This is a genomic window from Lysinibacillus agricola (assembly GCF_016638705.1).
Classification (GTDB): Bacteria; Bacillota; Bacilli; order Bacillales_A; family Planococcaceae; genus Lysinibacillus; species Lysinibacillus agricola.
Window position 1 is genome coordinate 2,147,767 of record NZ_CP067341.1, and the last position, 24,136, is coordinate 2,171,902.

A 24,136-nucleotide genomic window follows, 5' to 3' on the forward strand; every position below is an offset into this window, starting at 1 on the left:
TAAGGAAAGCTTCTTTTTTCTATATACTCTATAAAACATGTAATTCTGTTGGTCATCTCAAATTTGAAGTGTTTGAAATGATTCTAGTAAACTTTCTTAAAAAACACGTTTTGCTGTAATATAATGCTCTTTATAATAGTCAACCATTAGTACTCTTGTAGTAATACCACTAGAGCTTGGAATGATAAGACGATGATCTCCTGCATAAATAGCTACTAGTGAAGGGTTTTTAGAGCCTTTAACACTATTGAAGAACACTAAATCACCCTTTTTTAAATTGGCACGTGAAACCGTTGTGCCAACATTCATTTGTTCCTTTAAATTGGTTGTACCAAGTTTAATTCCACTCTTACGATAGATAAAGTCTACATATCCTGGCGCTGTAAAGCGAAGACTTGCTTCATTATTTGTAGAGCTCATAGTTACTTTATTTTTATAATTAAAGGCGTTTTCAACAATTTTATCGCCTTTTGTTGCAGGATTAGCTGAAAGTAATGTAGGTAATACTCTACGGGCACCTACATAATTATCTGTATAATATGGTTTACCGTTTAGATCCGAAATAACGATATTTTGCTTCGTATCAGCCATGTGAATCATTTTGTTGTTGCCAATATACATGCCCACATGATCAGGATCTGTTCCTGTTTTTTTACTCTTAAAGAAAAGTAAATCACCTTTTTGTAATTGATTTCTGTTAACGGGTGTTCCTTGTTGTATCATATAATCTTCATTATAAGTCGCAAGGTCGACACCATTTTTCTCGAAAATATACATTATAAATGATGCACAAGAAAATTTATAAGGATATGTAGCCTTGTATGTTGTATTGCTGTATGTCGCCTTACCAATTAAGCTTTTCCCAGTTTGAATTAGTTGATCTGCTTTCGCATTAACTGCTTGTGCGTTATTCAGGGCATTTGTTGTTGCTGCCTCTACTTCTATAGGGTGAATAGTTGGTTGTACCATCCCCACTGTGCTAAAACCTATCGTCAATGCTAATGTTGTTGTTAAAAATCGTTTATTCATGTTGTTAAATTCCTCCTGAAGCTATTTGCTAAGTTTAATCCTGTTTTGGATTTCCACTGGAATTAATCGTAGCATGAAAAAGTAGGGCTTCTTTGAGGTAAATGTTACCATGACGAATGGGAAATCGCTGTAAACACCTGATATAAAAGGCTTCATCGCCTTAATTTACAGTTTTATTACAAATGTTTCAGTTGGGTGAAGTGTTTGTAGAAATGAAAGGTCAGAGAGGCAGTACAATCCTTTCAAAGCAGTGGAAGGCAGATGTCGATAAAATTCATAGGTTGGGTGATAAAACGCGAAAGTTAGTCGATAAAACTGAAAAGTTGGGCGATAAAACGTAAAAGTGTTCCGATAAAATTAAAAAGTTGGATGACATTTTGTTAAAACGTCGGTCATGTGGATAAGTTGATTTGCCGAAGATTTATACTTTATTTCACAAAAAATTTTTTTACAGCATGACAGTTGAATAGAAATTAACTTCTATTCAACTGTTTCTAAATTTGTAGAGGACCTTTTTAAATTTCCTGAATCATCTCCACTCTATTACCGAACGGATCTCTAAATTCAAAGCGTTCAAAATGAGGAATAGGAACTGCGTCGAAAATTTCTATATGATGTTCGGCTAATGCCTTTTTCCACTGTTCTATATTTTCAACTTGGTAGGCAATATGAGCCTTTGTCGTTAATCTATCAAAGCCATCTTCTGTCCCTACATGTACCTCTTTATTGCCGATTTGTAACCAAAATCCACCTCGTCCTTTAAGTGAATCTGGCTTTTCAACTTCTTTTAGTCCTAATACTTGACAGTAAAATTGTTTCCCTTTTTCTTCTTCACCTTTTGGAATTGTTATTTGAACGTGATGTAAGCCTATAACCATTTTTTCAACTCCTTTAATTCAGATCGATACTTACTTCTAGAATAATAATGCCAAATCCTTCAAATTGACGAATGAATAGTTTTTTTCTTCACGAATGAAGCCTTAACAAAACTAGTAATGAATATTAAGGAGTAAGCCCTTAACAGCCATGAGGCAAAAAAACGGTCTAAATCAGCCGATAAATTCAGGAAAATGTTGTCAAAAAATAATAATACGATTGCATCGATAAGCATTCCGGGTAATGCAATGCAGATTGCGACCAGTAATCGCTCTGTGTCCTATATTTTTTTATAGGTATTGTTACTACCCAAATGAGTGGAATAGCTAAAATACAAGCAGCATCATGAGGAAAGGTTCTTCAAGGATAAAAAAGTATTGCCCCATTTAGTCGAAGCAGTGGGGAGAAAAGGCGAAATGCTGAATAGATTTTCGAAAATAGATGGTAAATTAGCAAAAGAGTATCCTGAAATTATTAAAGATCAAGATGTGGCATATTGCCTTCTTGATCTTAATTAAAAGGAGAAATGATTTTGTAAATATTTAAGTTTATTTGTTGTTCCGATTTACTATGTAAAATGCCGCATCATTGTATTTTTCAATCAACTATTCATGCTTCAAGTTTCATTCTTATTTTTTGTTCTTAACCAGTTGAAGGAAAGTCTTATTTTAACTTTAACAAGTAACATATTGCTGTTCTGTATATATCCAAGAGTACCGCGAGTAAAGATAACAATTAGAAAAGTTAGAAGTACAAATTTATCCGTTATTCGATACAATCCTTAAATTTGTTGCGGAACATTTTGACGAAAGAAACAATTAAAAGGGTCACCAGGATGGGAGTGACCCTTTTTCATAAGAGAGGTGTTAAAGGCGTGAAGATTATTAGTATTGAAATGTTAACAGTGTTCTCTATTTATGAAAGTAGCGCCGATAATAATTAGAAGGATGAATAGAACAACGAGTAGAGCGAATGATGAACCAGGGCCACGCCTATAGCCACCGTCACAGCCACAGGAATAACAATTGTTAAAGTTACCTATATTTCCATAGTATCCCATAAAAAATCCCTCCTTTCTACAATATATAATATGTTAGCTGTAGAAAAGAGAGGAGGTATTTATCTTCATTCAGCAGAAGACTCCCACCTCTGCAGGTGGTGAGATGAATGAGGATAAAGTCTCCAGACGAAATTACGCCAAGGCGAAATTGCTCTAATCAATACTTCCCTTACTTTAGAAATTTGAAAAATAATTAATCAAGTTGAGTTTTTGTGGGATCAAGACAATAAAAAAGGTCACTTGGGATTGGAGTGACCCTTAAAACAAAAGGAGGATAATGGCTTTACATTACTATTATTATGAAGTCAAAGTTATTTTGAATAGTGACTAGTCTGTGAAATATATTAAAAATAAAAGCTATAGCGAATTACGACACTGTAGCTTACTTTTAAGTAAATTAACAAACAAGGTAGGTGCTTGCACACGCCTACGTTATCGCATAGCGAAATATAGAACATCGAGAAATATTGGATTGAATATGAACAATATAAGAAGAAATTAAAAAATCGTGAATGGGAGTTGTTGCCTCCACATAACCAAGGCGGAGAAATGGTTGGTGGTCGTAGTAATACGTTTTCCGAAAATACAGCTAAGAAAGCTATGATGCTTACTACCAAAATTTAAAGCGCACCATAAAGACTGTGGAAGACCTTTATAACGAACTAGACGAAGGTATACGTACCATCGTAGACATGCGCTACTGGGATAAAGACGACTGTTACGAATGGGAGGATATTTCGGTTCGATTGTATATTTCACGCCATAAAGTGCCAAAAACCCTTCAACTGGTAATTCATCAAAACAATATACAAATAATTGCATTGAAAGAGGGATTTGGTGATGGCAAGGAGGTTGATATGGAGAAGAAGCAACTCAAAGCAATTGTTATGGAGCATAGAGAACCTTTAGCTGATATGTATTTTGAACATTGTGAGGAACTGTTTGAAGTCTTCAATGATGTTGCCATTGTGACTGATGAGGAAATCGTTCCAATTGCACCTATTTGGCTCGCACAGGTCGATTTACTCCCTCCTGTTACAGACTAATGCTGTAAGTAGAGTACAGTAGAACAAAAGGACTTGCGCATTTGAAAAGCAATCATACACGCAAGTCCTATCTTGATGGCTATGTCAAAATTGCACCATTGATTTAAATATCATCTTTATATTTTTTTACAATAGAGATAGTTAATCGAATAGCATAATAAACCCCATAAATCATAGTTAATAATATAAGGAAAATTACTATTTGACCTATCCATACTCCCATCGTTTGTCCCACCTTATTGTTGTAGTCTTAAATTACTGCCCTTTTCTTTAGTTAAAGAATAATCAGTTATTCGTTAAAGTGTAACATATTTACAAATATTGATTTGAGAAGAATGTGTGAGGAGCAACAAACACACATCTCGGTTAAGAAAAAACGAGGCGAGCGTGTCTAAATATCTTAGAAGCTTATTCATTAACTATCCATGATTAACATCTGTTGATGGTGGATATTCTGATTCGTGGTATGTATACTTTCATAGAGATAATTCATTTGACAAAGTTTATCAAGCATTATTAGATGGAAATGTTGATATGAAAATTGTAGCGAAAATACCTAGTAAGGGTTATAAACGAGGTCAAGGGTATATGGCTGTTGTGAAAGCTACTGAGGATTATTAATCACTGTAACATTCTTCCGTATTTTCTTCTGTATTTAAAGTTTAAAATATATATGGTAATATTTATCTATATCCACTTTTTAACTTCTTTTCGAGACGAGAAAATGAAAAAAGCTACTGTGGAAGGTAGCGGAAGGGCTACAGTATTTTGCTGTAGTCTTTTTTTATGAAGGAAGATTTCCTCTTTTTTGTTTTGTAAAAAAATGAAAAAGTAATATCAAGTTACTAGAATGACTAAATTGACTTTTTAAAAAATTAACTCCATTACAATAGATATTAGTAATCTATTAGGATAGTGTCCGTGTACACAAACCTTTATGGTATAATAATAAAAACGGAATAATAAGATAGAGGTACAAATCATAAATTCGATTTGTTTAAAAGGGAAGATCGGTGCAAATCCGACGCTGTCCCGCAACTGTAAATGGGAGCACGTTTCAAAAGACCACTGTTACGCATTGTAATGGGAAGGTGAAAGGTGTGATGAACATAAGCCAGGAGACCTGCCTTTATCTAGTACAACCAAAAAACCTACGAGGATAGGGGGTGTTGAGTGTGACTAGAGAAATTCTCCTGCATGCTCATAGTACGATGATTGCTACAAAGGTAGCTTCTATTATTAATAGAAAGCTTTTTTCGCCATGGCAATCACCGTATTATGTCGTGTATTTGTCATAACAGACATCTTTCTGTAGAGGGAAAGATGTTTTTTTATGCTAAAAATGAAGGAGTGTTACACATGAATCCACAAGTAATCGAGTATTATGAAAGTCTGTTAAAATTTGAAATCATGGAAACGCAGTATACAAGTGCTTCTCAAACATTAAGAGAATTAGTTGAACAGTATGTAGGGCAGGATGCTGTTCATAAAAATGATATTTTAACGGCGTATACGAATGTGATGAAAGAACTAATTGGATAAAGTGAAACTATAATCAGTGAGGGGGTTTTTATCCCCACTGATTATTAGTCTTCACCAATCGGGCTTTTACCGGCAGTTAATAATCCTACCTAACCTATTTGCTTTTGCTGAATTTGGAGATGGGAATCTTGTACCTGACGCTCCGCTTTCGGTACAGATAAATTACTGCCCGTTAAAGCGGAATAAAATTTATAGGCTATTTAATGTTCACTATTTTGCGGAACATTAAATAGCTTTTTTAATGAAAAAATTTCCTCGTTTGGAGAGATTATATAACAGCATGCTAAATGATTGACATACTAAAAACACAGGGGTAAGATTTTGTTGAACAGCTGTTTTGAACAGTTGTTTTGAACATTTGTTCAAAAAGAGGTGAGTCCCTTCAATAAAAAATTAGATGTGCAAAACGAGAAAAATAAAGAAGTAAAGGAGCAAATTTTAAAGGCCGGAAAATCCCTGTTTTCTTCAAGAGGCTATAATGGGACAACTGTAAGGCAAATTTGTGATGAGGCGAATGTTTCTCTTGCCTTAGTTTCATATCATTTTGGTGGGAAAGAAAATGTTTTTAATGCTTTATTTGAACCTCTTCGCCACACCTTTATGAATGCAAATTATGACTTGAATGATTCATTAGATTCGCTCAAAAGCTTTTGCAGAAATTTCGTCCTTTATCGAACTAATGAACACGAATTGATTGATATTTTACAGCAAGAGATCGTCATGAATAGTCCTAGATTAGAAATGCTAAAGGATGTTTTTTTACCATCTTGGGAGCAACTTCGCGCTATTTTAGTAGCCTGTAAAGAGCAAAAGATAATTGATTTTGAATCGATTGATATAGCAATAAATTTTGTTATGGGAACGTTAATGTTCTCCTTTAATAATCCATTTTTAAATCGTTCTTCGTTCGATACAACTCCTGAATATATAGCAGATCTTGCAGTAAGCTTCGTATTAGATGGTCTTAAGACAAAAAAATGAAAAAGAAGGTTTTAACAATGAAAGCAGCAAAATTTTATGGAATAAAAGATATCCGTGTCGAAGAAGCAGAACTTTCAGCATTAGAAAATGGAATGGTCAAAGTAAAAGTTGAATTTGCAGGTATTTGTGGCAGTGATATGCATGAATACGTAGCGGGTGCCTATCCATTCCGTATACAACCAGTACTAGGGCATGAGTTTGCAGGTGTGGTTGTTGAAGTTGCGGACGGTGTGACACATACAAAAGTAGGTGACCGCGTTGCAGTTGAACCACCAATTCCATGTGGAAAATGTGATAACTGTAAACGTGGCTACTTAAATCTTTGTAAAAAAGGACAGTCATATGGATATACAATTTCTGGTGGTTTTGCTGAATATGCAGTTATCAGAGAAGAAAATGTATATCAATTACCAGATAATATGAGCTTAGAGCTAGGGGCACTTGTCGAACCAACAGCGGTTGCCGTACATGCAGTGCGTCAAAGTCAGCTAAAACTTGGCGATACAGCAGCAATTTTCGGTGCTGGTCCAATTGGATTATTAGTTTTACAAGCAGTAAAAGCAGCGGGCGCTAGTGAAATTTTTGTTGTAGAAGTTTCAGATGAAAGACGTCAAAAAGCACTTGAGTTAGGTGCAACTTATGTCATTAATCCAATTGAAACAGATGCAGCTGCCTTTATCCGTGAAAAAACAAATGGTGGTGTCGAAGTAGCCTATGACGCAGCTGGTGTTCAAGCTACATTTACAAATGGGGTAAATTCTGTACATCCAGGTGGCGAATTCAAAATCGTCAGTGTTTGGGAAAGACCTGTTGAATTCAATCCTAACGCAGTCGTTTCACCAGAAGTGAAAATTAGTGGTTCATTTGCTTACGTTAATATATTCCCAGAAGTCATTCGCTTACTTGCACGCGGCGTTATTGATGGAAATGCCGTTATTACAAGTCAAATTAGCTTAGATGATATTGTGGAAAAGGGCTTTGAAGCACTAGCAAAAGATCGTAGCCAATGCAAAATTCTTGTGAATATGAATTTGTAATATTATAGAAAAGTAGAGTAGCCAAACTTGAAAATGATTGCGTTTGGCTACTCTTTATTTCTTATAAACTTATTATATTAATAGGAATACATATAATTGTCATGAAATAATCCCTAGTACTTCATACTTATTTCACTTTTTAACTATATAATTATTTTGCGCTTATCTTCATTCAGTAAATGTTTTTTTATTAAAACTTCCATCTCTAGAGGTGATGGAAGAATACAGATGTGGATATCTTTCAGTGGATACCCAAACATCTACTGAATGAAGATAATGCCTCCGGCGGATGTCACGGATTTTGAAAGGAAGAATTGTGCGTCCACAATTCAAAATCCGGACGCAATTACGCCAAGGCGAAATTGATTATTATAGATTGGAGAATTCAACATGAAAAACAAGCTTTACCAAAGCTTTTGGCGAACGCACTTTTATGCAGCACTATTTATTACTCCACTTCTTATTTCACTAACACTAAGTGGTATAGGTTTTTTATTTTATACCAATGTTGAAAATCAGTTATATGATAAATACTTTTTTGGTGAAAGTGGAAAAACCGAGGTACAATCTATTGATGATGCTGTTAAACTTGCGGAAGAATCATATGCTGGCTATAAAACAAACAAAATTATAGAGTTAGAAGAGCCATACAATACACGTTTATCGATGAAAAATGCAGATGGCAAAGAGAAATATGTGTTCTTAGATGATCATAACCAAATTATTGGTGGTCAGGATGCTGATTACACATTTGCAAATATCATGAGAAATACCCATAGTTCCTTATTTATTGGTGGGACGGTTGTCAATTATTTAGTCGAATTAGCTGCGTGCTGGGCTATTTTTCTAATGCTTTCAGGCATTTACATGACGTTTAAAGCAAGACTACTAAAGAAAACAAAGCAGACAAACAAACGTCAAAAGAGCAGAAAATTTCATGCCCTTGTCGGGACAATTATTACGATTCCGATGCTTGTTATTATTTTCACAGGCTTACCATGGTCTGCGTTTATGGGGAAATATATTTACCAAGCTTCACAAGATCATCCATCTTTCGGAACGCCATTATTGCAGCAACAGCCGCCTACATCTGATGTAAGTGAGATTCCTTGGGCTACTCGTCAAGAAACCCCTCCAACGTCAGATTCAGGACATGCAGCCCATCACGGTATGGGGGCAGATATGGGCTATGTTGCGAACCCTAACCAACTAAGTGTGGAAAAGCTACAACATGAAATTGATGCAATGAATATTTCAAAACCATACGCTATTATTTATCCTACTAGTGAAGATGGAGTCTATACGGTTGCAAAATCTAGTAACACAGGTGTCACAGGTCTTGATGTTAGTCCGGATGATGAAACGACAATGTATTTTGATCAATATAGCGGGAAATTTATAGACAAAGTTGGCTATGAGGACTATGGTATTCTTGCCAAATGGTTCACTTGGGGAATTCCTTTACATGAAGGTCATTTGTTTGGCTGGCCAAATAAATTAATCAATTTACTAGTATGTCTAGCATTTTTAGTGGTTATTGTTTGGGGAGTTAGAACATGGCTATTACGAAAGAAAAAAGGTATTCTATCTGCACCACCTAAAATCTCTCAAAAGGTTTCCATTCCTTTTATCATTTTCATGATTATATTAGGTATACTGATGCCATTATTTGGACTTTCTTTAATTGCTGTCGTACTGATTGAAATAATCATAAATTTGGTGTCTAAAAATAAAAAAGAAGCCAATTAAAATAGTAAGCGATACTGTATCCTTTATAGAAGAGGAACACAGTATCGCTTTTCTTTTTTAAAGCCACCCTTTATCACTGGCGACTTGGACTGCTTGTTGTCTTGATTCGACTTGTAGCTTTTGAATAGAGGTGGATAAGTAGTTTCGAATAGTGCCTTTCGTTAAAAATAATTTTTTACTAATCTCATTTGTTGAGAGGCCTTCTTTAACAAGCTGCAGAACAGCAATTTCACGTTCATTCAATGGATTCTGTTCCTTCATAAACAACGTGGCAGCTAAATCTCTGCTGACGACCTTTTCACCTTTCATCACTTTCCTTATTGTTTCAATTAAATAGTCGATCGGTTCATCTTTTAATAAATAACCTTGTACCTCACAATCCATCGCTTTTTGTAAATAGCCAGGGCGTGCAAAAGTAGTGACAATCATCACCTTGCACGGTAAATTTGCCTGTCTTATTTTTTCAGCAAGTTCAAGACCGGTAAGATTTGGCATTTCGATGTCCAATACACAAACATCGGGTAGCTCATGTTGAATATATTCCCACGCTTTTAGACCATCTGAAACTTCTGCAATCACTTCTATATCTGGCTCAAACGACAATAAGGAATTTAAGGCGCCACGTAACATTTGTTGATCCTCTGCTAATAGTACTCTTATCATGTAGTTGGCTCCTTTTTATAGTGTTGGATAGGCATTGTTAATGTCACAATCGTTCCGCCTGTCGGGAAATTGTCAATGGAAGCATTTCCTTGAAGGGCATTCATTCGTTCTTTCATCGATGATAGTCCATTTCCATGCCCTTGGTTATGTAAGCCGATACCATCATCCACAACGTTTATCTTTAAAATTCCATTAATATAGTTGATATCTATTTGGCATTTTTTTGCTTGACTATGTTTAATAATATTTGTAGTTGCTTCCCGAAGACATAAGGACAGCATCGTTTCCTCCACACTAGCTAGTAGCAGCTTTGGACAGTTATTTTTTATTTTTATGGAGATATCTGCTGTTTGTAAATGCTGCTTACAATGTATTAGCTCACTTTCCAACGAAATAAAATTCATATCGGAGACTAATTCCCTTACTTGCTTTAGCGCTGTCCGCGTTGTTGCTAAAATCTCATTTAGCTCATCTTTAACACGCATTGTATCTTTATCGACTAATTTTGTTGTTAGTTCGGTTTTTATTTTAATCATCGTCAATGTATGACCAATCGTATCGTGAAGGTCTCTCGCAATACGTTGTCTTTCTTCTTGCTGCACAAGCTGAGTATTTACCTCTGTTAATTCTGATTGTAATTTCTTAGATTTTTCCACATAATAAATTAACATTGGAAATAGTAGCTGAATGATCATAATAGGTATTAAAACTTCGGTTTTCAATGTGAAAGATGTTTCAGATTCAAACCAAATAACGATAAAAAACATAGAGGCAATTGCAATCATTCCTACTGCAATATGCCGCTTAGTTTTAGCTCTACCAATTAAATCAGCAAATGTAAATCCAAAGACTAACATTGCAGATCCTTCATAAATACCCAGTATGATAATAAGTGTAAAGCCTAGTAAAGAAGCTAACAGTAAACGCCAATCTTTAAACCATAAAGCAATATAGAAGGCTACTAAAAATAAGATAAGGATAGTGATTTTAGCCATTAATGGTAATGGAGAATTCGAACCTAATACCATGGTGAATAAAAAAATGAGCGATACTACATCTATGATTAAATATTGTTTTGCCTGATCTCTTGGGTAAATTTTTATATGCTACACCAGCCCTTAATGATTATTTACGTGTGACAGCTTGAATGGTGTGTTTACGAACCCATTCTAATGGACCAAAATGAAAGTGCTTTATGCACATATGGGCGATAAAAATTTGTAGAATGGAAAGGGTAATCCAAATGGCAATAATCTCAATGCTATTCAGCTTTCCTCCTAAACCTAAGCCCCAGCCATAGAAAATGACGGATGCCATAATATTTTGCAGGACATAGCAACTTAAAGACATTTTGCCAACGTCTCCAAGCTTCTTCCATAACCAATCTACCTTCTTGTATTCTATTAGCTTACCTAATATACCAATATAACCAATTGATAGGATTGGTGCAAATAAATAACGAACTGGGAAATCAAAAATTCCTCCAGGTATAAAAATAAGAAGATTCAATGGTATCCCAATATAAATACCAATAGAGAATAGCTTTTTTCGTACTTGGCGGCCATGCTCACTTTGAGAAAATACACCGTTACGCATAAATTTAACCCCAAGTAAAAATAAAAAGATGTTCATTGGAATAATAAAGATTGCTTCTGCTCTATAGTAAAGAAAATGTGTTAAACGATATTGTATTTGCTCAAACCAAGTGCCGCTTTGATAAAGTGAAACAACTGAATCGATTTCATAGAGTACATTGCCTTGCAATGTACTTAATAAAATTAAAAGAATCATAATTGCATGAAAACCACCGAACACATATAAACAACGATTTATCGCTTTATCACCAACTTTGACGATAATGGCAACGATGATCCCTGTCACAGCATAGCTCATTAAAATATCGTATTCCATTACCAAAGTAAAGTGGATAAGCCCTTCCGCAAATAAAAATAACAGTGTCCAAATATACATACCTGGCCAAGCATTTCCTTTTCGAATGGACTGCTGATATTTTAATTCTAGACCGACTCCAAACATAATCGTTAACAAACCAAGTAGTTTGCCGTTTACTAAAAATAAAACGGACATTTTTAAAAAGTCATTAAATGACCACCAGCCTGAATAATTATTTGTCATAATAGCTGATGCTTCACCGAGATAAGCAAAAATCCAAATATTTGTGCCAAGTGTCCCTAATACTGCAAAACCTCTTAAAATATCAATTAACGGTAGCCTTTGATTATTTTGCATAATTTCAAATCACTCTTTCTTTGTTTTCTTACTAAAATCATATGGAAAATCAAAGAAAAAACATATTCACACCAGTCAAAGGTTCTTTATGACAGGTGTCATTTTATAGTGTATCAAGAGCTAAGAAAACAAAAAAACAGCAACGCTTTGGCTGCTGATTTTGAATATTTATTTCCTTAACAGTAACGTCTTTGAAAAAAACTTAACTGCCATTCGTTTTTGAAGCATGCAAAAACACTTGCAATGGAGGCTTGAAGTAGAAGTCATTTACTATTTTTAAACTATTTAGTACATGAATAAATTCTATAGTCGAAAACCCCTTCATACTTTAAGTTCATATCAAAATGTTTATCCATTACTTCGTAAAGTTCATGTTTAATATCCTTCGAGTAATGAAATTCAGGTATTGAGGAGATGGATTTGTTTTTTTGTATACGAATATTTTTAAAACCGGCCCGTTTTAAGAAAGATATCCAATCCTTTTTCATTGAGAAAGAATCAAATCCATAAAACTGTTTGATTTCCTTTTCAATTTTCTCTTCAAGTGGTTGATGAATAGTAAATTCAATGGCAATAAACCGACCGCCATTCTTTAATAAACGAAAGATTTCTTTTAGGGCATTAGGTTTATTGACAAAAGAAAGCACAGATTCAGAAATAATAAAATCAAATGTATTATCCGGTAATGGTATTTGTTCTATAGAGCACTGAATTATTTTTACGGGTAAGCGGTTTTTTTTCATTCTTCTTTGCGCCTTTGCGACCATTATGGAATTGATATCTATACCAGTTACTTTTGCTTCATATTTGTCAGCTAAATAGGCAGCGGTTTGTCCTGTGCCACATCCTATATCTAAAATGTGAGACATTTTGCTAATGTTCTCGGTCTTGAATATTTCCTTTGTTAGATTTATACCACCGGGATGTGCCCCTCCAACACCAAATTTGGACAGAAAATCTAGATATTTTGAATTTTGAATCAGAATCCCTTCTTTAGTCGTATTTTTGTATAATATGAAATTAAAAATAGTATGGTTCCTGCACAAAGTTGTCATTACAATAAGAAGAGGTAAATTTATCCCGTAAAAACAGCCCGTAAAAGCCCGATTAATCAGTGGGGATGAAGAAAACTCCTCTTGATTAAAGTTTCATTTTATTGCCTTGATGGTATCGTAATATCTATTAGAGGTAGAATAATAAATCATTAGATTTCAATATTTTTTGCACAATACATATGTATATTAATTTTCAGCAACTTCTCCGATAGTCTAAACAATAAAAAAATACAGACATATACTAGTTAAAAGATATCTGATAGGGGGTGAATTGATGCCATTTTATCCGCCTAATTCTAGAATGAGACCATTCCCACCACCAAGAAATAGACAAAGTTTTGGCCCACCTATTCGAGGTAGAAGGGAGCAACCTTTCTTTTACCCTAATCAACAACCCAGAACTTCTAGATTTGGAAGATTACCAGAGCATTTAAATACAATTATGGGCCATGCGGGAACAATAACAAATGGAGTTGGTATGTTAAGACAAATGGGATCATTTTTGAATTTCTTTAGGTAGTTTTTTTCGATGGAACGGAGTCCGCCTTTATAAAAATTAGCAAAAAAGCTTGGGGCATTGTTAGTGTTGAGCTTAATCTAAACCCCTCTTAAGAGTAAATTCTTAAGAGGGTTTATTGTGATCATGACGTTTAATGCTTATTTTGTATAAGGTGCTTTTCAATAATAGAGCGATTTTTCTCTTTAAATACTTCATTATGTGATGACACGACTCCGTGGCGATAGGCAGTAGGCTCTAAATACGTTTTGATAGAGTTCACGGCATTGGCTGCATCCTGAAAGGTACCTAGAAGGAGATGAATTTTTCCTTCAAATGCTAAAATATCACCCGCAGAAAAAATTCCAGGCTGTGCTTAGTAATTATCTTTTTTAGGAATGGTGATTGCTTGATCAAATTCTAGTGATGCTTCACAGTTATAGCCGTGACTCACAATTACTTCATCGATTTGACGCGTATAGCTTTGCTTTGTTTTTGCGTTTTCACATGTCACTAATTGGATCGCTGTTTTGTCTGCATTGGCAGTCAGTTTTGAAATAGTTGTATTGCATTCAATCTTTACTCCAGCATCTAAAGCCTCTTGAATGGTTGCTTCATGTGCAGATAATTTATCTTTACGATAAACAACAGTTACGTTTTTAACAATAGGACTAAGTTCAACTGCCCAGTTAATTGCTGCATTTCCGCTTCCCGAAATAATAATTTCCTTATCCACAAAATGTCGGTAGGACTGCACAGTATAGTGTAAATTTGTCATTTCATATTTTTCTGCACCTTCTAGTGAAAGCTTTTAGGGGTTAATAATACTACCACCAACTGCTAAAAGAACGGTTTTAGAGTAATGTTTATCTCCTTGCGCAGTATGTAGTATGAAAATATCGTCTTGGCGCTCAATGAAATCGACTTTTGTGCCTGTTAAAAAAAGTTTTTGCCTGCGCAATTAACTGTTTCATAAACTGTTCGCCTAACGCAGGAGGGTGACCACCAATATCCCCAATTAGCTTTTCAGGATAAAGTAAAACTTTACCACCAAGCTGTTGTTGACTCTCAATTAATTTCGTTTTCAATCCTCGTAAACCACTATAAAAGGCACTATATAGACCTACAGGGCCACCACCAATAATTGTTACATCGTATATATGTTGCATTTATATCGCACATCCTTAAAAAATAATAAAAAAGTATTTGACAAAACCTTATAGGAAAACTAGACTAATTTTAGTGATAATGATTATCATTATCGGAGAATCATTATCATAGCATGGAAAGAAGAAAAAGGAAAGAGAGGTTACGTTGTGCGTTTACAAGTTGAATCGATTCGTATCGGCTATGAGAACAAAACGATTGTGCATGATTTGTCGCTACAAATTCCAGACGGTAAAATAACGACCATTATTGGTTCTAATGGCTGTGGTAAATCTACACTTTTAAAGGCTATTACAAGAATTTTGAAGCATAAGAGTGGACAAGTCATTTTAGACGGTCAAAATATTTCCGAGATGAATACAAAAGAATTAGCGAAAGAGCTGGCCATATTACCACAAAGTCCAGAAAGTGCACATGGTTTAATTGTGGAAGAGCTTGTATCCTACGGTCGATTTCCATATCAAAAGGGCTTCGGTAATTTATCGCAAAAGGATAAAGAAATGATTGACTGGGCCTTAAAGGTAACTAAAACGGATGACTTTCGTCAGGATACAGTTGATGCCTTATCTGGTGGACAGCGTCAACGAGTGTGGATTGCGATGGCATTAGCGCAAGAGACCGATATTATTTTTTTAGATGAGCCAACAACTTATTTAGATATGGCGCATCAATTAGAAGTTTTAGAATTACTTTACAAGCTAAACGAAGAAGAAGGACGCACAATTGTCATGGTGCTACATGATTTAAATCAGGCAGCACGTTTTTCAGATTATATTGTTGCGCTGTCAAAAGGAGAGCTTGTGAAGTTTGGTACTGCAGAGGAAGTCATTGTACCTGCAGTATTAGAAAAAGTGTTTAATATTGATGCGGTTATTGGTAAGGATCCACGGACAGACAGACCAATGTGCATTACATATAACTTACTACAAACAGTGTAAAAGGAGATTTATTCATGAAAAAGTGGTTATTACCAATGTTTATGATGGTCGTACTAGTGCTTGCAGCGTGCGGCAATAAAGAAGAGAAGGCAGATGAGGGCTCTAAAGAAGCATCATCAGCAGAAACGATTATGTATCAATCAGAATCTGGCCCTATTGAAGTACCAGCTAACCCAAAACGTGTAGTTGTGTTATCTTCTTTTGTTGGGGATTTATTACAACTTGGTGTAAATGTCGTTGGCGTTGATTCATGGGCTACGAATAATCCAAACTTCCAAGATGATATTAAAGATGCTGTAGTTGTTGAGAATACGGATATTGAAAAAATTATTGAGCTTGACCCAGATTTAATTATTGGTTTAAATGGTATTGAAAATGCGGATAAATTAGCAGAAATTGCACCAACTGTATTGTTCACTTACGGTAAAGTTGATTATTTACAGCAATTTATTGAAATCGGTAAAGTTGTCAACAAAGAAAAAGAAGCAACTGAATGGGTGAAAGATTTTAAAGCGCGTGCTGCAGAAGCGGGTACGAAAATTAAAGAAAAAATCGGTGAAGATGCAACCGTTACTGTTGCAGAAATGTTCAATAAACAATTGTATGTTTATGGAGATAATTGGGGCCGTGGAACTGAAATTTTATATCAAGAAATGGGCTTGAAAATGCCTGAACAAGTGCAGGAAGATACTTTAAAGCCAGGTTATTTTGCAATTTCACAAGAGGTATTGGGTGATTACGCAGGTGACTATGTGATTTTTAGTATGTTTAAAGACCAAGATAATTCCTTTACAAATGCTGCATGGTTTAAAGATTTAGAAGCGGTGAAGAATAGTCATTTATTTGAAGTGAATGCCAACGCATTTTACTTTAATGACCCAATCACATTAGACTATCAACTAGATTTCTTTAAAGAGAAATTTTTACAATAATTTCAGTAGAGAGTAGCGAAGGCAAATGACAAAGTTTCGACATTTCCCATTTTGGCTTCAGGTGTTGCTTGCGCTGATTTTATTAACAGTGACGGTTACACTCTCGCTTTGTGTCGGCGCGGCAAATACGAGTATTGAAGATGTCTATCAAGCGATTGTCGGACAAAGCGGTGGCAAGCATTATTCTATTTTACGTGAAATTCGATTTCCTCGTATTATTGCTGCTATTTTTGTGGGCAGTGCACTCGCAGTTGCTGGGGCTATTATGCAAGGAGTTACTAGAAATCCATTAGCAGATCCAGGACTGCTTGGTCTCACAGCAGGTGCGAATGCGGCACTTGCATTGACGATGGCATTTATCCCAAATATCTCGTATTATACGCTTATTTTTGCATGTTTCGTAGGTGCAGGCATAGGGATGATTGTAGTGTATGGTATTGGCGCTTCAACAAAGAATGGCTTTTCTCCATTAAAGCTTGTCTTAGCTGGGGCAGCTGTATCCGCTCTATTACAAGCAATAGCAGATGGTACGGGAATATTATTTCAAATTTCAAAAGATGTTTCGATGTGGACGAGTGGTGGTTTAATTGGCACTACATGGCAAGCTTTAATGATTGTTCCTGTTATTTTAATAGGATTAGTGATAGCGTTTGCGTTTAGTCGTCAACTAACCATTTTAAGTTTAAATGAAGAAGTAGCTGTTGGGTTAGGGCAAAATACAGCAGTCATTAAAGGAATTATGATGTTTGTAGTAGTAGTTCTTGCAGGCTCCGCAGTTGCGCTAGTAGGTAATTTAGCATTCGTTGGTTTAATGGTGCCGCATATTGTCCGTGCAATTGTTGGGACGGACTATCGATTTGTCTTACCAATGAGTGCCATTATCGGTGGATGGTTTATGGTAACAGCGGATTTTGCAGGTAGAATGATTAATGCTCCATATGAAACACCGGTAGTTGCCATTATTTCAATTATCGGCCTTCCATTCTTCTTACTTCTTGTTCGGAAGGGAGGTCGTCAGCTTGTTTAATGTCGGGCGAAAAAAACAACGTAAATGGTTAACGGCTTGGATATTATTAACAATAGTTATTTTTGTGATGGGTATTTCAATGGGAGCAGCTTCGGTTTCGATGGATCGCATAATACCAATTTTACTAGGAGACGGTAACTTCAAAGAATCGTTCGTCTTGTTCTCTGTTCGTTTACCGAGAATGTTTGTGCTAGCTGCGGCGGGGATGGCGTTAGCATTAGCTGGTGCCGTTTTACAAGGAGTGACTCGCAATGATTTAGCTGACCCTGGTATTATTGGGATCAACGCTGGAGCAGGTGTTGGGATTACGCTTTTTTATCTCCTTGTCGATGGTGATCTGCCTAATTTTGCGTATGTGTTACCAATTGTAGGATTTGGCAGCGCTTTATTAACGGCAATCTGCATTTACTTTTTCTCGTATAAGCGCAATGAGGGTGTTCAGCCGGTCCAACTCATTTTAGTCGGAGTAGGTGTAGCATCTGCCTTATCTGGTGTAATGATGATATTAATTTCCTCAGCTGAGCGTAGTGATGTGCAATTTATCGCACAATGGCTTGCGGGCAGTGTTTGGGGAACAGATTGGCCATTTTTCTGGGCTTTATTACCTTGGCTTGTGCTAGGCATTCCATTTATTTTTTATAAAGCAAATGTGTTAAATGTCCTGGCGATGACAGAACAAACGGCAGTTGGCTTAGGCTTGAATATCGGCCGAGAGCGTTTACAATTATTAGTTGTCTCTGTAGCATTAGCTGCGGCAGCTGTATCGGTAACAGGGGGCATTGCCTTTATCGGTCTTATGGCACCACATATTGCGAAGCAGCTTGTCGGACCGCGCTTCCAATTCTTTTTACCACTCACATTGTTTATCGGTGCAAGTTTACTAATGCTAGCGGATACTATAGGCCGCGTAGCTATTTCAACTGCGACAGTGCCAGCAGGTATCGTCGTGGCATGTATCGGGGCACCATATTTTTTATATTTACTACGAAAAAACGACTGAATGGCATAGGCTGTTCGGTTGTTTTTTATTTTGAAAGGATTTCGGAATATTTGTTAAATATGCAATACTAATATAAATGGGGGGATAGTGGATGAGGAAATTATTAGCTGTTTTATTATGTTCCATAATTGTATTGTCAGCATGTACTTCAGAATTAGCGATTACAGAAGTAAAGTCTGTACCAAAGGATTTACAAGAAACTTTAAATGTTCTTGGAATGGAAGATTATGTGCAAAAGATTAATAATGGTGAAAAACGCTCGTATATTGTGATTAATACAAAGGGAACTATTACGGTCAGCTTGGAGAGTAAGGACGATACGATTGTAATAAACATCGATGAAGTTGAAAATCCAAACGACGAAGTTATTAAGCAGCATATTTTTAAACTAACGACAGATACTAAATATGTATATACTATTGACTTATATAAAAATGGTGAACCAATTCCGTTTGATACCGTGGGGGCTTTTTAGTTTTAAGGAGACGGATAGGATTTGCGATATCGACGGATAAAAATCCCAAGGAGACGGATAGAATTAGCATCGACGGAAAGCAAGGCCAGAACGCCGGAAAGGAATCTCCGAGCGACGGAAAGAACGACGGCAACGACGGATAGAAATCCCAAGGAGAAGGATAGAATTAGCGGCGACGGAAAGCAGGCCAGAACGCCGGAAAAGAATCTCCGAGCGACGGAAAGAACGACGGCAACGACGGATAAAAATCCCAAGGAGACGGATAGAATTAGCATCGACGGAAAGCAAGGCCAGAACGCCGGAAAGGAATCTCCGAGCGACGGAAAGAACGACGGCAACGACGGATAGAAATCCCAAGGAGAAGGATAGAATTAGCGGCGACGGAAAGCAGGCCAGAACGCCGGAAAAGAATCTCCGAGCGACGGAAAGAACGACGGCAACGACGGATAAAAATCCCAAGGAGACGGATAGAATTAGCATCGACGGAAAGCAAGGCCAGAACGCCGGAAAGGAATCTCCGAGCGACGGAAAGAACGACGGCAACGACGGATAGCGAGCAAAAAAATACTAGTAAGAGCTGAATCGCGGGGATTTTTCCGTTCTTTTTATCTAAAAAAGTTGGTGAAAGATTTAATTTGTACTATATGTATTTCAAGTTTTTTGGAACCTCTTTTTATGAGGTTCTTTTTTTATACAATAGATATAGGAGGTGAAGAAACAATGATTTTATTAGACCGTCAGGAATCGGAGCAACACAAAATTTTAGAAGCTTTGATACGAAGATTACCTAGTACACATACAGAATACATGAATTATTTTGAGAAGTTGAGGCGAATACACGCAGGCTTTGCTGGGGAGCAAAGAGTAGACGCAGAATGGCTTGAAATTATTTTACCTCATCCGCATTATTTTCTTCATGATTTGCAAATACTTAATCACTTTGGTACTACACATCAAATAGACACCGTTTTACTATGTCCTCAATTTATATTGATACTTGAAATTAAAAATATAACAGGATTTCTGGACTTTGATGAATCTTTTAATCAATTTACACGAACTACAGCAGAAGGCGATGTCGAGGGAATGACTAATCCCCTTCATCAAAGTAGGCGACATATGGAGTGGATGAAGGGGATGTTACAACAGTCACGGCTTGAGATTCCCATTCATCATGCTGTCGTTTTGGCAACGAAAAATGCTATTTTATCGAAGAGTTTAAGGGGACAACCAATTTTTCATGTTTCAGGTTTACGTTATCACGTGAGAGAATGGCTTCAACAGCATAAAAAAACAGTAGTGGATGAAGATAAGCTTTTTCAATTTGCTTCTAAATTATTATCCATGCATACGCCAATCAAAAGAGAAATAGCATTGCCTGTCCAAGATTTAGTAAAAGGTGTACTATGCGAAAGTTGTTTAAATGGACAGACATTAAACTATCGTTACCCAAAATGGTATTGTCAACGCTGCGGAGCAGTTGATCAAGCAGCAATTTTTAGGACCCTTGAAGATTATCGATTGCTAATAGGAGAAACGTTAACAAATAAAAGCTTTTGCGAGTTTTTTGCAATAGATTCGCCGAATACAGCTTATAAATTACTACAAAAGTTACCGTTGAAAGCAGAGGGAACAACAAGTAATAGGAAGTATTTAATTGTTAATTAACATACAAAAATTCATGCGGTCTGAATTTTTGTATGTTAAGTTGTAGACGGATTGAACTAGTATTGATGGAAAAAACCACTAAAGTGACGGGTAAAATTAGCAGCTACGGAATGAAAGGACTCATCGACGGAAAGAAGCCTCGAAGCGACGGAAGAAACCAATGCAACGACGGAAAGAAACCCCAAGGAGACGGATAAAACTAACGGCGACGGAATGAAAGGGCTCATCGACGGAAAGAAGCCTCGAAGCGACGGAAGAAACCAATGCAACGACGGAAAGAAACCCTAAGGTGACGGATAAAACTAACGGCGACGGAATGAAAGGACTCATCGACGGAAAGAAGCCTCGGAGCGATGGAAGAAACCAATACAACGACGGAAACACCCCTCAAAACCCCGAACTTCTCACTAATTTCCTACTAGACAAATAAAAACCTAAGGTATATAGTTAGCTAGGCTAACTAATCGAAAAGGAGTGGTATTTTTGACGATCGAACAAGATTTTTTTAATCAGTACCGCTTGATGTACAGACCGTTTATCAATCAACTAAATGTGGAGTTAGAGAAATATCACCTGTATAGCTCACAGTGGGCTGTTCTTCGATTATTGATGGATAAAGGGCCACATACATTTGTTGACATTGCGAATTTTATGTCTATTGAAAAGCCGAGTGTGACGAGGCTTGTGCAAAAGCTTGTGGAGCTTGGCTATGTGGAAACGGTAGTGGGCAGGGATAAGCGCGAAAAGCTTGTTCAATTATCAGCTTATGGTGAAGAGCTTGTGCTAGAAATTAAGGCTCATTTAAAACCATTTTTTGAACAGGCACTGGCAGGTGTATCGAAGCAGGATATTGAGATTGCGACACAAGTTTTAGCGGACATTTGTGCAAACATCAATCGGTAGGAGAGAAAAAAGTGGAAGCAACTAGACATAAACTATGGACAAAAGACTTTTTAATCGTCTCACTTATTAACTTTACCATTACATTAATCTTTTATTTATTGATGGTAACAATTGCGGGCTATGCGGTTGAGCATTTTGGGGCTTCAACTAGTACGGCAGGGCTTGTATCGAGTATTTTTATTATTGGTACTTTATTTGGACGTCTCGGGACAGGACGTATCATTGGGGATTGGGGTAGCAAAAAAACATTATTTTATGGATTATTATTGTTTATGCTATCAACGATGTCTTATTTTATCGCGGCAAATTTGCCACTACTAATGCTCAATCGTTTAGTACAAGGAATTGCGCTTGGGATGGCAAGTACGGCAACGGGAACCATTATTGCACAAATTTTACCTCCTGACCGACGCGGTGAAGGTATAGGGTATTACAGTTTAAGTGCCATCTTAGCAACTGCTATAGGACCGTTTGTTGGTATTCTTTTAACACAGCTGTTTGAAGATTATCGTATGATTTTTGCAGTCGATTCAGTATTAGCCATTGTTTGCTTTTTGATGTATTTTATCGTAACCGTTCCAGACGCACCGAAGAAGGCTAAAGAAATGGCTGAGAAAACAGGATTTAAGCTATCCAATTTTATCGAAATGCGTGCTCTGCCAATTGCTTTTGTGGCGCTCGTTATTGGCTTTGCCTACTCGGGAATTATGTCATTTATGACGTTTTACGCGAAAGAGCTTGATTTGGTAAAAGCGGGAAGCTATTTCTTTATCATTTATGCAATTGTCATTTTAGCGACACGTCCATTTACCGGGAAATTACTAGACACTAGAGGTGCGAATATTGTTATTTATCCATGCCTAATCATTTTTGCGATCGGTATGTATGCCTTTAGCTCAGCGACAAATAGCGTTGTATTTTTACTAGCTGCTGCTTGCATAGGAATTGGTTATGGTAACTTCAACTCTGTAGCGCAAGCAATAGCTATTAAGGTTACACCAAATGAGCGTTTAGGCCTGGCGACATCGACATATTTTATATTATATGATTTAGGTTTAGGGGTTGGTCCTTATTTCTTAGGATTCTTTGTTCCAACGATGGGGTACAGTGCCATTTTCTTCGCGATGGTATTCGTTATTTTAGTGTCAATTATTCTTTATTATTTTTTATATGGAAAATATGAAAAATTAAAGCAAGCGAAAATTTCGTAGATTAGAATAATTATGTTGTAGAAAAAACGTTATTTTACTAGTTGTCTAAATATATCAACTAGAAAATGACGTTTTTTTCTTTAAATAAAAATACTTCTTGCAATCGATTATGATAATCATTATCATTCTCAGTATAAACTATTTCGGAAGTAGGTACTTAGCATGAAAAAAACATCATTCTTGTCAGTATTAGTTGCAGGGAGTATTCTAATGACTGGCTGTGGCGATACAGAAGAGTCTAAAAAAGAAGATAAGCCAGCAACAGAGCAAGCAGAACAAGATACAAAGGTTGATTTATCTGCTGAACTAGCAGCCTATCAACAATTTGCCTTAGAGCAAATGGACCAATTTTTAATAGCAACAGAAAAATTTGTGAACTTATTTAAAGCAGGTGACATTGAAGGAGCAAAAGCAGCCTACGCACCAGCACGTATGTATTTCGAACGTTCAGAACCAATTGCAGAGAGCTTTGGTGACCTTGACCCACGTATTGACGGTCGTCTAGCTGATATCCAAGAAGAAGGTAAGGGCGAGGAAGAATGGACGGGCTATCATAAGCTTGAACATGCGCTTTGGGTAGAAAATAAAACTGCCGGCTACGAAAAAATTGCAGATCAACTACTAGCAGATGCTAAAGAATTACATGCATTAGTTCAAACTGTAGAAGTAACACCAGATGTCATGATTACAGGTGCGGTTGATTTATTAAATGAAGTATCGACATCTAAAATCACTGGTGAAGAAGAAATCTATTCCCACACTGATCTTTATGACTTTAAAGCAAACATCGAAGGCGCAGAAAAAATCTTTGAAATCTTACGTCCAAAATTAGAAGCGAAAGACAAAGACTTAGTAGCAACATTAGATGAAAAATTCAAAGCAGTAGATGATTTATTGGCACAGCATGCGACAGCTGATGGTGGGTATGTTTCGTACGAGGAATTAACAGAAGAAAATACAAAAGCACTTTCAGCAGCAGTTAATCAACTTGGAGAACCATTAAGTCAAATGGGGATTATTTTGGAGTGATC

Annotated in this window: 24 protein-coding genes, 1 pseudogene and 1 riboswitch; of the genes and pseudogenes, 16 read left to right on the forward strand and 9 right to left on the reverse strand. The window is 36.4% G+C overall.

What is annotated here, in order from left to right; translation table 11 throughout:
- Window positions 1–96: 96 nt before the first annotated feature.
- The 3 genes from FJQ98_RS10210 to FJQ98_RS27530 form a co-directional block, all read right to left on the reverse strand.
- The gene (locus FJQ98_RS10210; RefSeq protein WP_075807160.1) at window positions 97–1,029 is read right to left on the reverse strand and encodes a C40 family peptidase; all 933 of its coding nucleotides are present in this window, start codon (window positions 1,027–1,029) and stop codon (window positions 97–99) included.
- 515 nt (window positions 1,030–1,544) lie between these two features.
- Window positions 1,545–1,907 (reverse strand): VOC family protein, encoded by a 363-nt coding sequence (locus FJQ98_RS10215; RefSeq protein ID WP_053592962.1) that lies wholly within the window; start codon window positions 1,905–1,907, stop codon window positions 1,545–1,547.
- A gap of 59 nt (window positions 1,908–1,966) precedes the next feature.
- Window positions 1,967–2,170: a DUF5367 family protein gene (locus FJQ98_RS27530; protein ID WP_425492700.1), complete on the reverse strand. Its 204-nt coding sequence runs from the start codon at window positions 2,168–2,170 to the stop codon at window positions 1,967–1,969.
- Between the two features lie 112 nt (window positions 2,171–2,282).
- Here FJQ98_RS27530 and FJQ98_RS10225 point away from each other — a divergent pair, with 112 nt between their 5' ends.
- Window positions 2,283–2,423, forward strand: coding sequence for a hypothetical protein (locus FJQ98_RS10225; protein ID WP_158002961.1), 141 nt, complete (start codon window positions 2,283–2,285; stop codon window positions 2,421–2,423).
- A 380-nt stretch (window positions 2,424–2,803) separates the two neighbouring features.
- On the opposite strand, the gene FJQ98_RS10230 is transcribed toward FJQ98_RS10225, so the two are convergent.
- On the reverse strand, window positions 2,804–2,965 hold the full coding sequence (locus FJQ98_RS10230) for a YjcZ family sporulation protein (RefSeq protein WP_075807161.1): 162 nt from the start codon (window positions 2,963–2,965) through the stop codon (window positions 2,804–2,806).
- A gap of 857 nt (window positions 2,966–3,822) precedes the next feature.
- On the opposite strand from FJQ98_RS10230, the gene FJQ98_RS10235 reads away from it, so the two are divergent.
- The 6 genes from FJQ98_RS10235 to FJQ98_RS10255 all read left to right on the forward strand — a co-directional run bounded on the left by FJQ98_RS10235 (window position 3,823) and on the right by FJQ98_RS10255 (window position 9,320).
- Window positions 3,823–4,011, forward strand: coding sequence for a hypothetical protein (locus tag FJQ98_RS10235; protein WP_143114590.1), 189 nt, complete (start codon window positions 3,823–3,825; stop codon window positions 4,009–4,011).
- Window positions 4,012–4,965: 954 nt separating this feature from the next.
- Window positions 4,966–5,156, forward strand: a riboswitch (cobalamin riboswitch).
- Between the two features lie 30 nt (window positions 5,157–5,186).
- Window positions 5,187–5,309, forward strand: coding sequence for a hypothetical protein (locus tag FJQ98_RS27180; RefSeq protein ID WP_277815919.1), 123 nt, complete (start codon window positions 5,187–5,189; stop codon window positions 5,307–5,309).
- A 61-nt stretch (window positions 5,310–5,370) separates the two neighbouring features.
- A complete protein-coding gene (locus FJQ98_RS10240; protein ID WP_053593021.1) occupies window positions 5,371–5,553 on the forward strand; it encodes a hypothetical protein in 183 nt (60 codons plus the stop codon).
- A gap of 372 nt (window positions 5,554–5,925) precedes the next feature.
- A complete protein-coding gene (locus FJQ98_RS10245; protein ID WP_053592964.1) occupies window positions 5,926–6,534 on the forward strand; it encodes a TetR/AcrR family transcriptional regulator in 609 nt (202 codons plus the stop codon).
- Window positions 6,535–6,551: 17 nt separating this feature from the next.
- Complete coding sequence (locus FJQ98_RS10250) at window positions 6,552–7,571, forward strand: 2,3-butanediol dehydrogenase (RefSeq protein ID WP_053592965.1); 1,020 nt, start codon at window positions 6,552–6,554, stop codon at window positions 7,569–7,571.
- A 390-nt stretch (window positions 7,572–7,961) separates the two neighbouring features.
- On the forward strand, window positions 7,962–9,320 hold the full coding sequence (locus tag FJQ98_RS10255; RefSeq protein WP_053592966.1) for a PepSY-associated TM helix domain-containing protein: 1,359 nt from the start codon (window positions 7,962–7,964) through the stop codon (window positions 9,318–9,320).
- A gap of 57 nt (window positions 9,321–9,377) precedes the next feature.
- Here FJQ98_RS10255 and FJQ98_RS10260 read toward each other — a convergent pair whose 3' ends face one another.
- From FJQ98_RS10260 to FJQ98_RS10280, 5 genes and pseudogenes are all read right to left on the reverse strand, one after another.
- Window positions 9,378–9,983 carry a response regulator transcription factor gene (locus FJQ98_RS10260; protein ID WP_053592967.1) on the reverse strand — a complete coding sequence of 202 codons (606 nt, stop codon included), beginning with the start codon at window positions 9,981–9,983 and terminating at the stop codon, window positions 9,378–9,380.
- Complete coding sequence (locus FJQ98_RS10265; RefSeq protein ID WP_241774486.1) at window positions 9,980–10,978, reverse strand: sensor histidine kinase; 999 nt, start codon at window positions 10,976–10,978, stop codon at window positions 9,980–9,982. Before FJQ98_RS10265 ends, FJQ98_RS10260 begins: the two co-directional genes overlap by 4 nt.
- Before the next feature lie 130 nt (window positions 10,979–11,108).
- Window positions 11,109–12,233 carry a DUF418 domain-containing protein gene (locus FJQ98_RS10270; RefSeq protein ID WP_053592969.1) on the reverse strand — a complete coding sequence of 375 codons (1,125 nt, stop codon included), beginning with the start codon at window positions 12,231–12,233 and terminating at the stop codon, window positions 11,109–11,111.
- Between the two features lie 281 nt (window positions 12,234–12,514).
- Entirely contained in the window at window positions 12,515–13,288 is a 774-nt protein-coding gene (locus FJQ98_RS10275) for a class I SAM-dependent methyltransferase (protein ID WP_082339606.1), read from the reverse strand.
- A 650-nt stretch (window positions 13,289–13,938) separates the two neighbouring features.
- Window positions 13,939–14,953: pseudogene (locus FJQ98_RS10280) on the reverse strand (NAD(P)/FAD-dependent oxidoreductase).
- A 147-nt stretch (window positions 14,954–15,100) separates the two neighbouring features.
- On the opposite strand from FJQ98_RS10280, the gene FJQ98_RS10285 reads away from it, so the two are divergent.
- The 9 genes from FJQ98_RS10285 to efeO all read left to right on the forward strand — a co-directional run bounded on the left by FJQ98_RS10285 (window position 15,101) and on the right by efeO (window position 24,134).
- Window positions 15,101–15,889 carry an ABC transporter ATP-binding protein gene (locus FJQ98_RS10285; protein WP_053592971.1) on the forward strand — a complete coding sequence of 263 codons (789 nt, stop codon included), beginning with the start codon at window positions 15,101–15,103 and terminating at the stop codon, window positions 15,887–15,889.
- A 14-nt stretch (window positions 15,890–15,903) separates the two neighbouring features.
- Window positions 15,904–16,821, forward strand: coding sequence for an iron-hydroxamate ABC transporter substrate-binding protein (locus FJQ98_RS10290; protein ID WP_053592972.1), 918 nt, complete (start codon window positions 15,904–15,906; stop codon window positions 16,819–16,821).
- Window positions 16,822–16,846: 25 nt separating this feature from the next.
- Entirely contained in the window at window positions 16,847–17,848 is a 1,002-nt protein-coding gene (locus FJQ98_RS10295; protein ID WP_053592973.1) for a FecCD family ABC transporter permease, read from the forward strand.
- On the forward strand, window positions 17,841–18,848 hold the full coding sequence (locus FJQ98_RS10300; RefSeq protein ID WP_053592974.1) for a FecCD family ABC transporter permease: 1,008 nt from the start codon (window positions 17,841–17,843) through the stop codon (window positions 18,846–18,848). Before FJQ98_RS10295 ends, FJQ98_RS10300 begins: the two co-directional genes overlap by 8 nt.
- Before the next feature lie 91 nt (window positions 18,849–18,939).
- Window positions 18,940–19,323: a hypothetical protein gene (locus tag FJQ98_RS10305; RefSeq protein ID WP_053592975.1), complete on the forward strand. Its 384-nt coding sequence runs from the start codon at window positions 18,940–18,942 to the stop codon at window positions 19,321–19,323.
- A 720-nt stretch (window positions 19,324–20,043) separates the two neighbouring features.
- Window positions 20,044–20,991 (forward strand): nuclease-related domain-containing protein, encoded by a 948-nt coding sequence (locus tag FJQ98_RS10310; protein ID WP_053592977.1) that lies wholly within the window; start codon window positions 20,044–20,046, stop codon window positions 20,989–20,991.
- 474 nt (window positions 20,992–21,465) lie between these two features.
- Window positions 21,466–21,894, forward strand: coding sequence for a MarR family winged helix-turn-helix transcriptional regulator (locus FJQ98_RS10315; protein ID WP_241774487.1), 429 nt, complete (start codon window positions 21,466–21,468; stop codon window positions 21,892–21,894).
- A gap of 11 nt (window positions 21,895–21,905) precedes the next feature.
- A complete protein-coding gene (locus FJQ98_RS10320) occupies window positions 21,906–23,105 on the forward strand; it encodes an MFS transporter (RefSeq protein WP_053592979.1) in 1,200 nt (399 codons plus the stop codon).
- Between the two features lie 162 nt (window positions 23,106–23,267).
- Window positions 23,268–24,134: an iron uptake system protein EfeO gene (gene efeO, locus FJQ98_RS10325; RefSeq protein ID WP_053592980.1), complete on the forward strand. Its 867-nt coding sequence runs from the start codon at window positions 23,268–23,270 to the stop codon at window positions 24,132–24,134.
- Window positions 24,135–24,136 lie beyond the last annotated feature (2 nt).

Bases quoted from the DNA above. Each gene is read 5' to 3' on its own strand.
- FJQ98_RS10275 (WP_082339606.1), bottom strand. From the start codon at position 13,288: ATGACAACTTTGTGCAGGAACCATACTATTTTTAATTTCATATTATAC.
- FJQ98_RS10310 (WP_053592977.1), top strand. From the start codon at position 20,044: ATGATTTTATTAGACCGTCAGGAATCGGAGCAACACAAAATTTTAGAA.
- FJQ98_RS10295 (WP_053592973.1), top strand. From the start codon at position 16,847: ATGACAAAGTTTCGACATTTCCCATTTTGGCTTCAGGTGTTGCTTGCG.
- FJQ98_RS10230 (WP_075807161.1), bottom strand. From the start codon at position 2,965: ATGGGATACTATGGAAATATAGGTAACTTTAACAATTGTTATTCCTGT.
- FJQ98_RS10255 (WP_053592966.1), top strand. From the start codon at position 7,962: ATGAAAAACAAGCTTTACCAAAGCTTTTGGCGAACGCACTTTTATGCA.
- FJQ98_RS10235 (WP_143114590.1), top strand. From the start codon at position 3,823: ATGGAGAAGAAGCAACTCAAAGCAATTGTTATGGAGCATAGAGAACCT.
- FJQ98_RS10240 (WP_053593021.1), top strand. From the start codon at position 5,371: ATGAATCCACAAGTAATCGAGTATTATGAAAGTCTGTTAAAATTTGAA.
- FJQ98_RS10290 (WP_053592972.1), top strand. From the start codon at position 15,904: ATGAAAAAGTGGTTATTACCAATGTTTATGATGGTCGTACTAGTGCTT.
- FJQ98_RS10305 (WP_053592975.1), top strand. From the start codon at position 18,940: ATGAGGAAATTATTAGCTGTTTTATTATGTTCCATAATTGTATTGTCA.
- FJQ98_RS10260 (WP_053592967.1), bottom strand. From the start codon at position 9,983: ATGATAAGAGTACTATTAGCAGAGGATCAACAAATGTTACGTGGCGCC.
- FJQ98_RS10270 (WP_053592969.1), bottom strand. From the start codon at position 12,233: ATGCAAAATAATCAAAGGCTACCGTTAATTGATATTTTAAGAGGTTTT.
- FJQ98_RS10265 (WP_241774486.1), bottom strand. From the start codon at position 10,978: ATGGCTAAAATCACTATCCTTATCTTATTTTTAGTAGCCTTCTATATT.
- efeO (WP_053592980.1), top strand. From the start codon at position 23,268: ATGAAAAAAACATCATTCTTGTCAGTATTAGTTGCAGGGAGTATTCTA.
- FJQ98_RS10210 (WP_075807160.1), bottom strand. From the start codon at position 1,029: ATGAATAAACGATTTTTAACAACAACATTAGCATTGACGATAGGTTTT.
- FJQ98_RS10250 (WP_053592965.1), top strand. From the start codon at position 6,552: ATGAAAGCAGCAAAATTTTATGGAATAAAAGATATCCGTGTCGAAGAA.
- FJQ98_RS10215 (WP_053592962.1), bottom strand. From the start codon at position 1,907: ATGGTTATAGGCTTACATCACGTTCAAATAACAATTCCAAAAGGTGAA.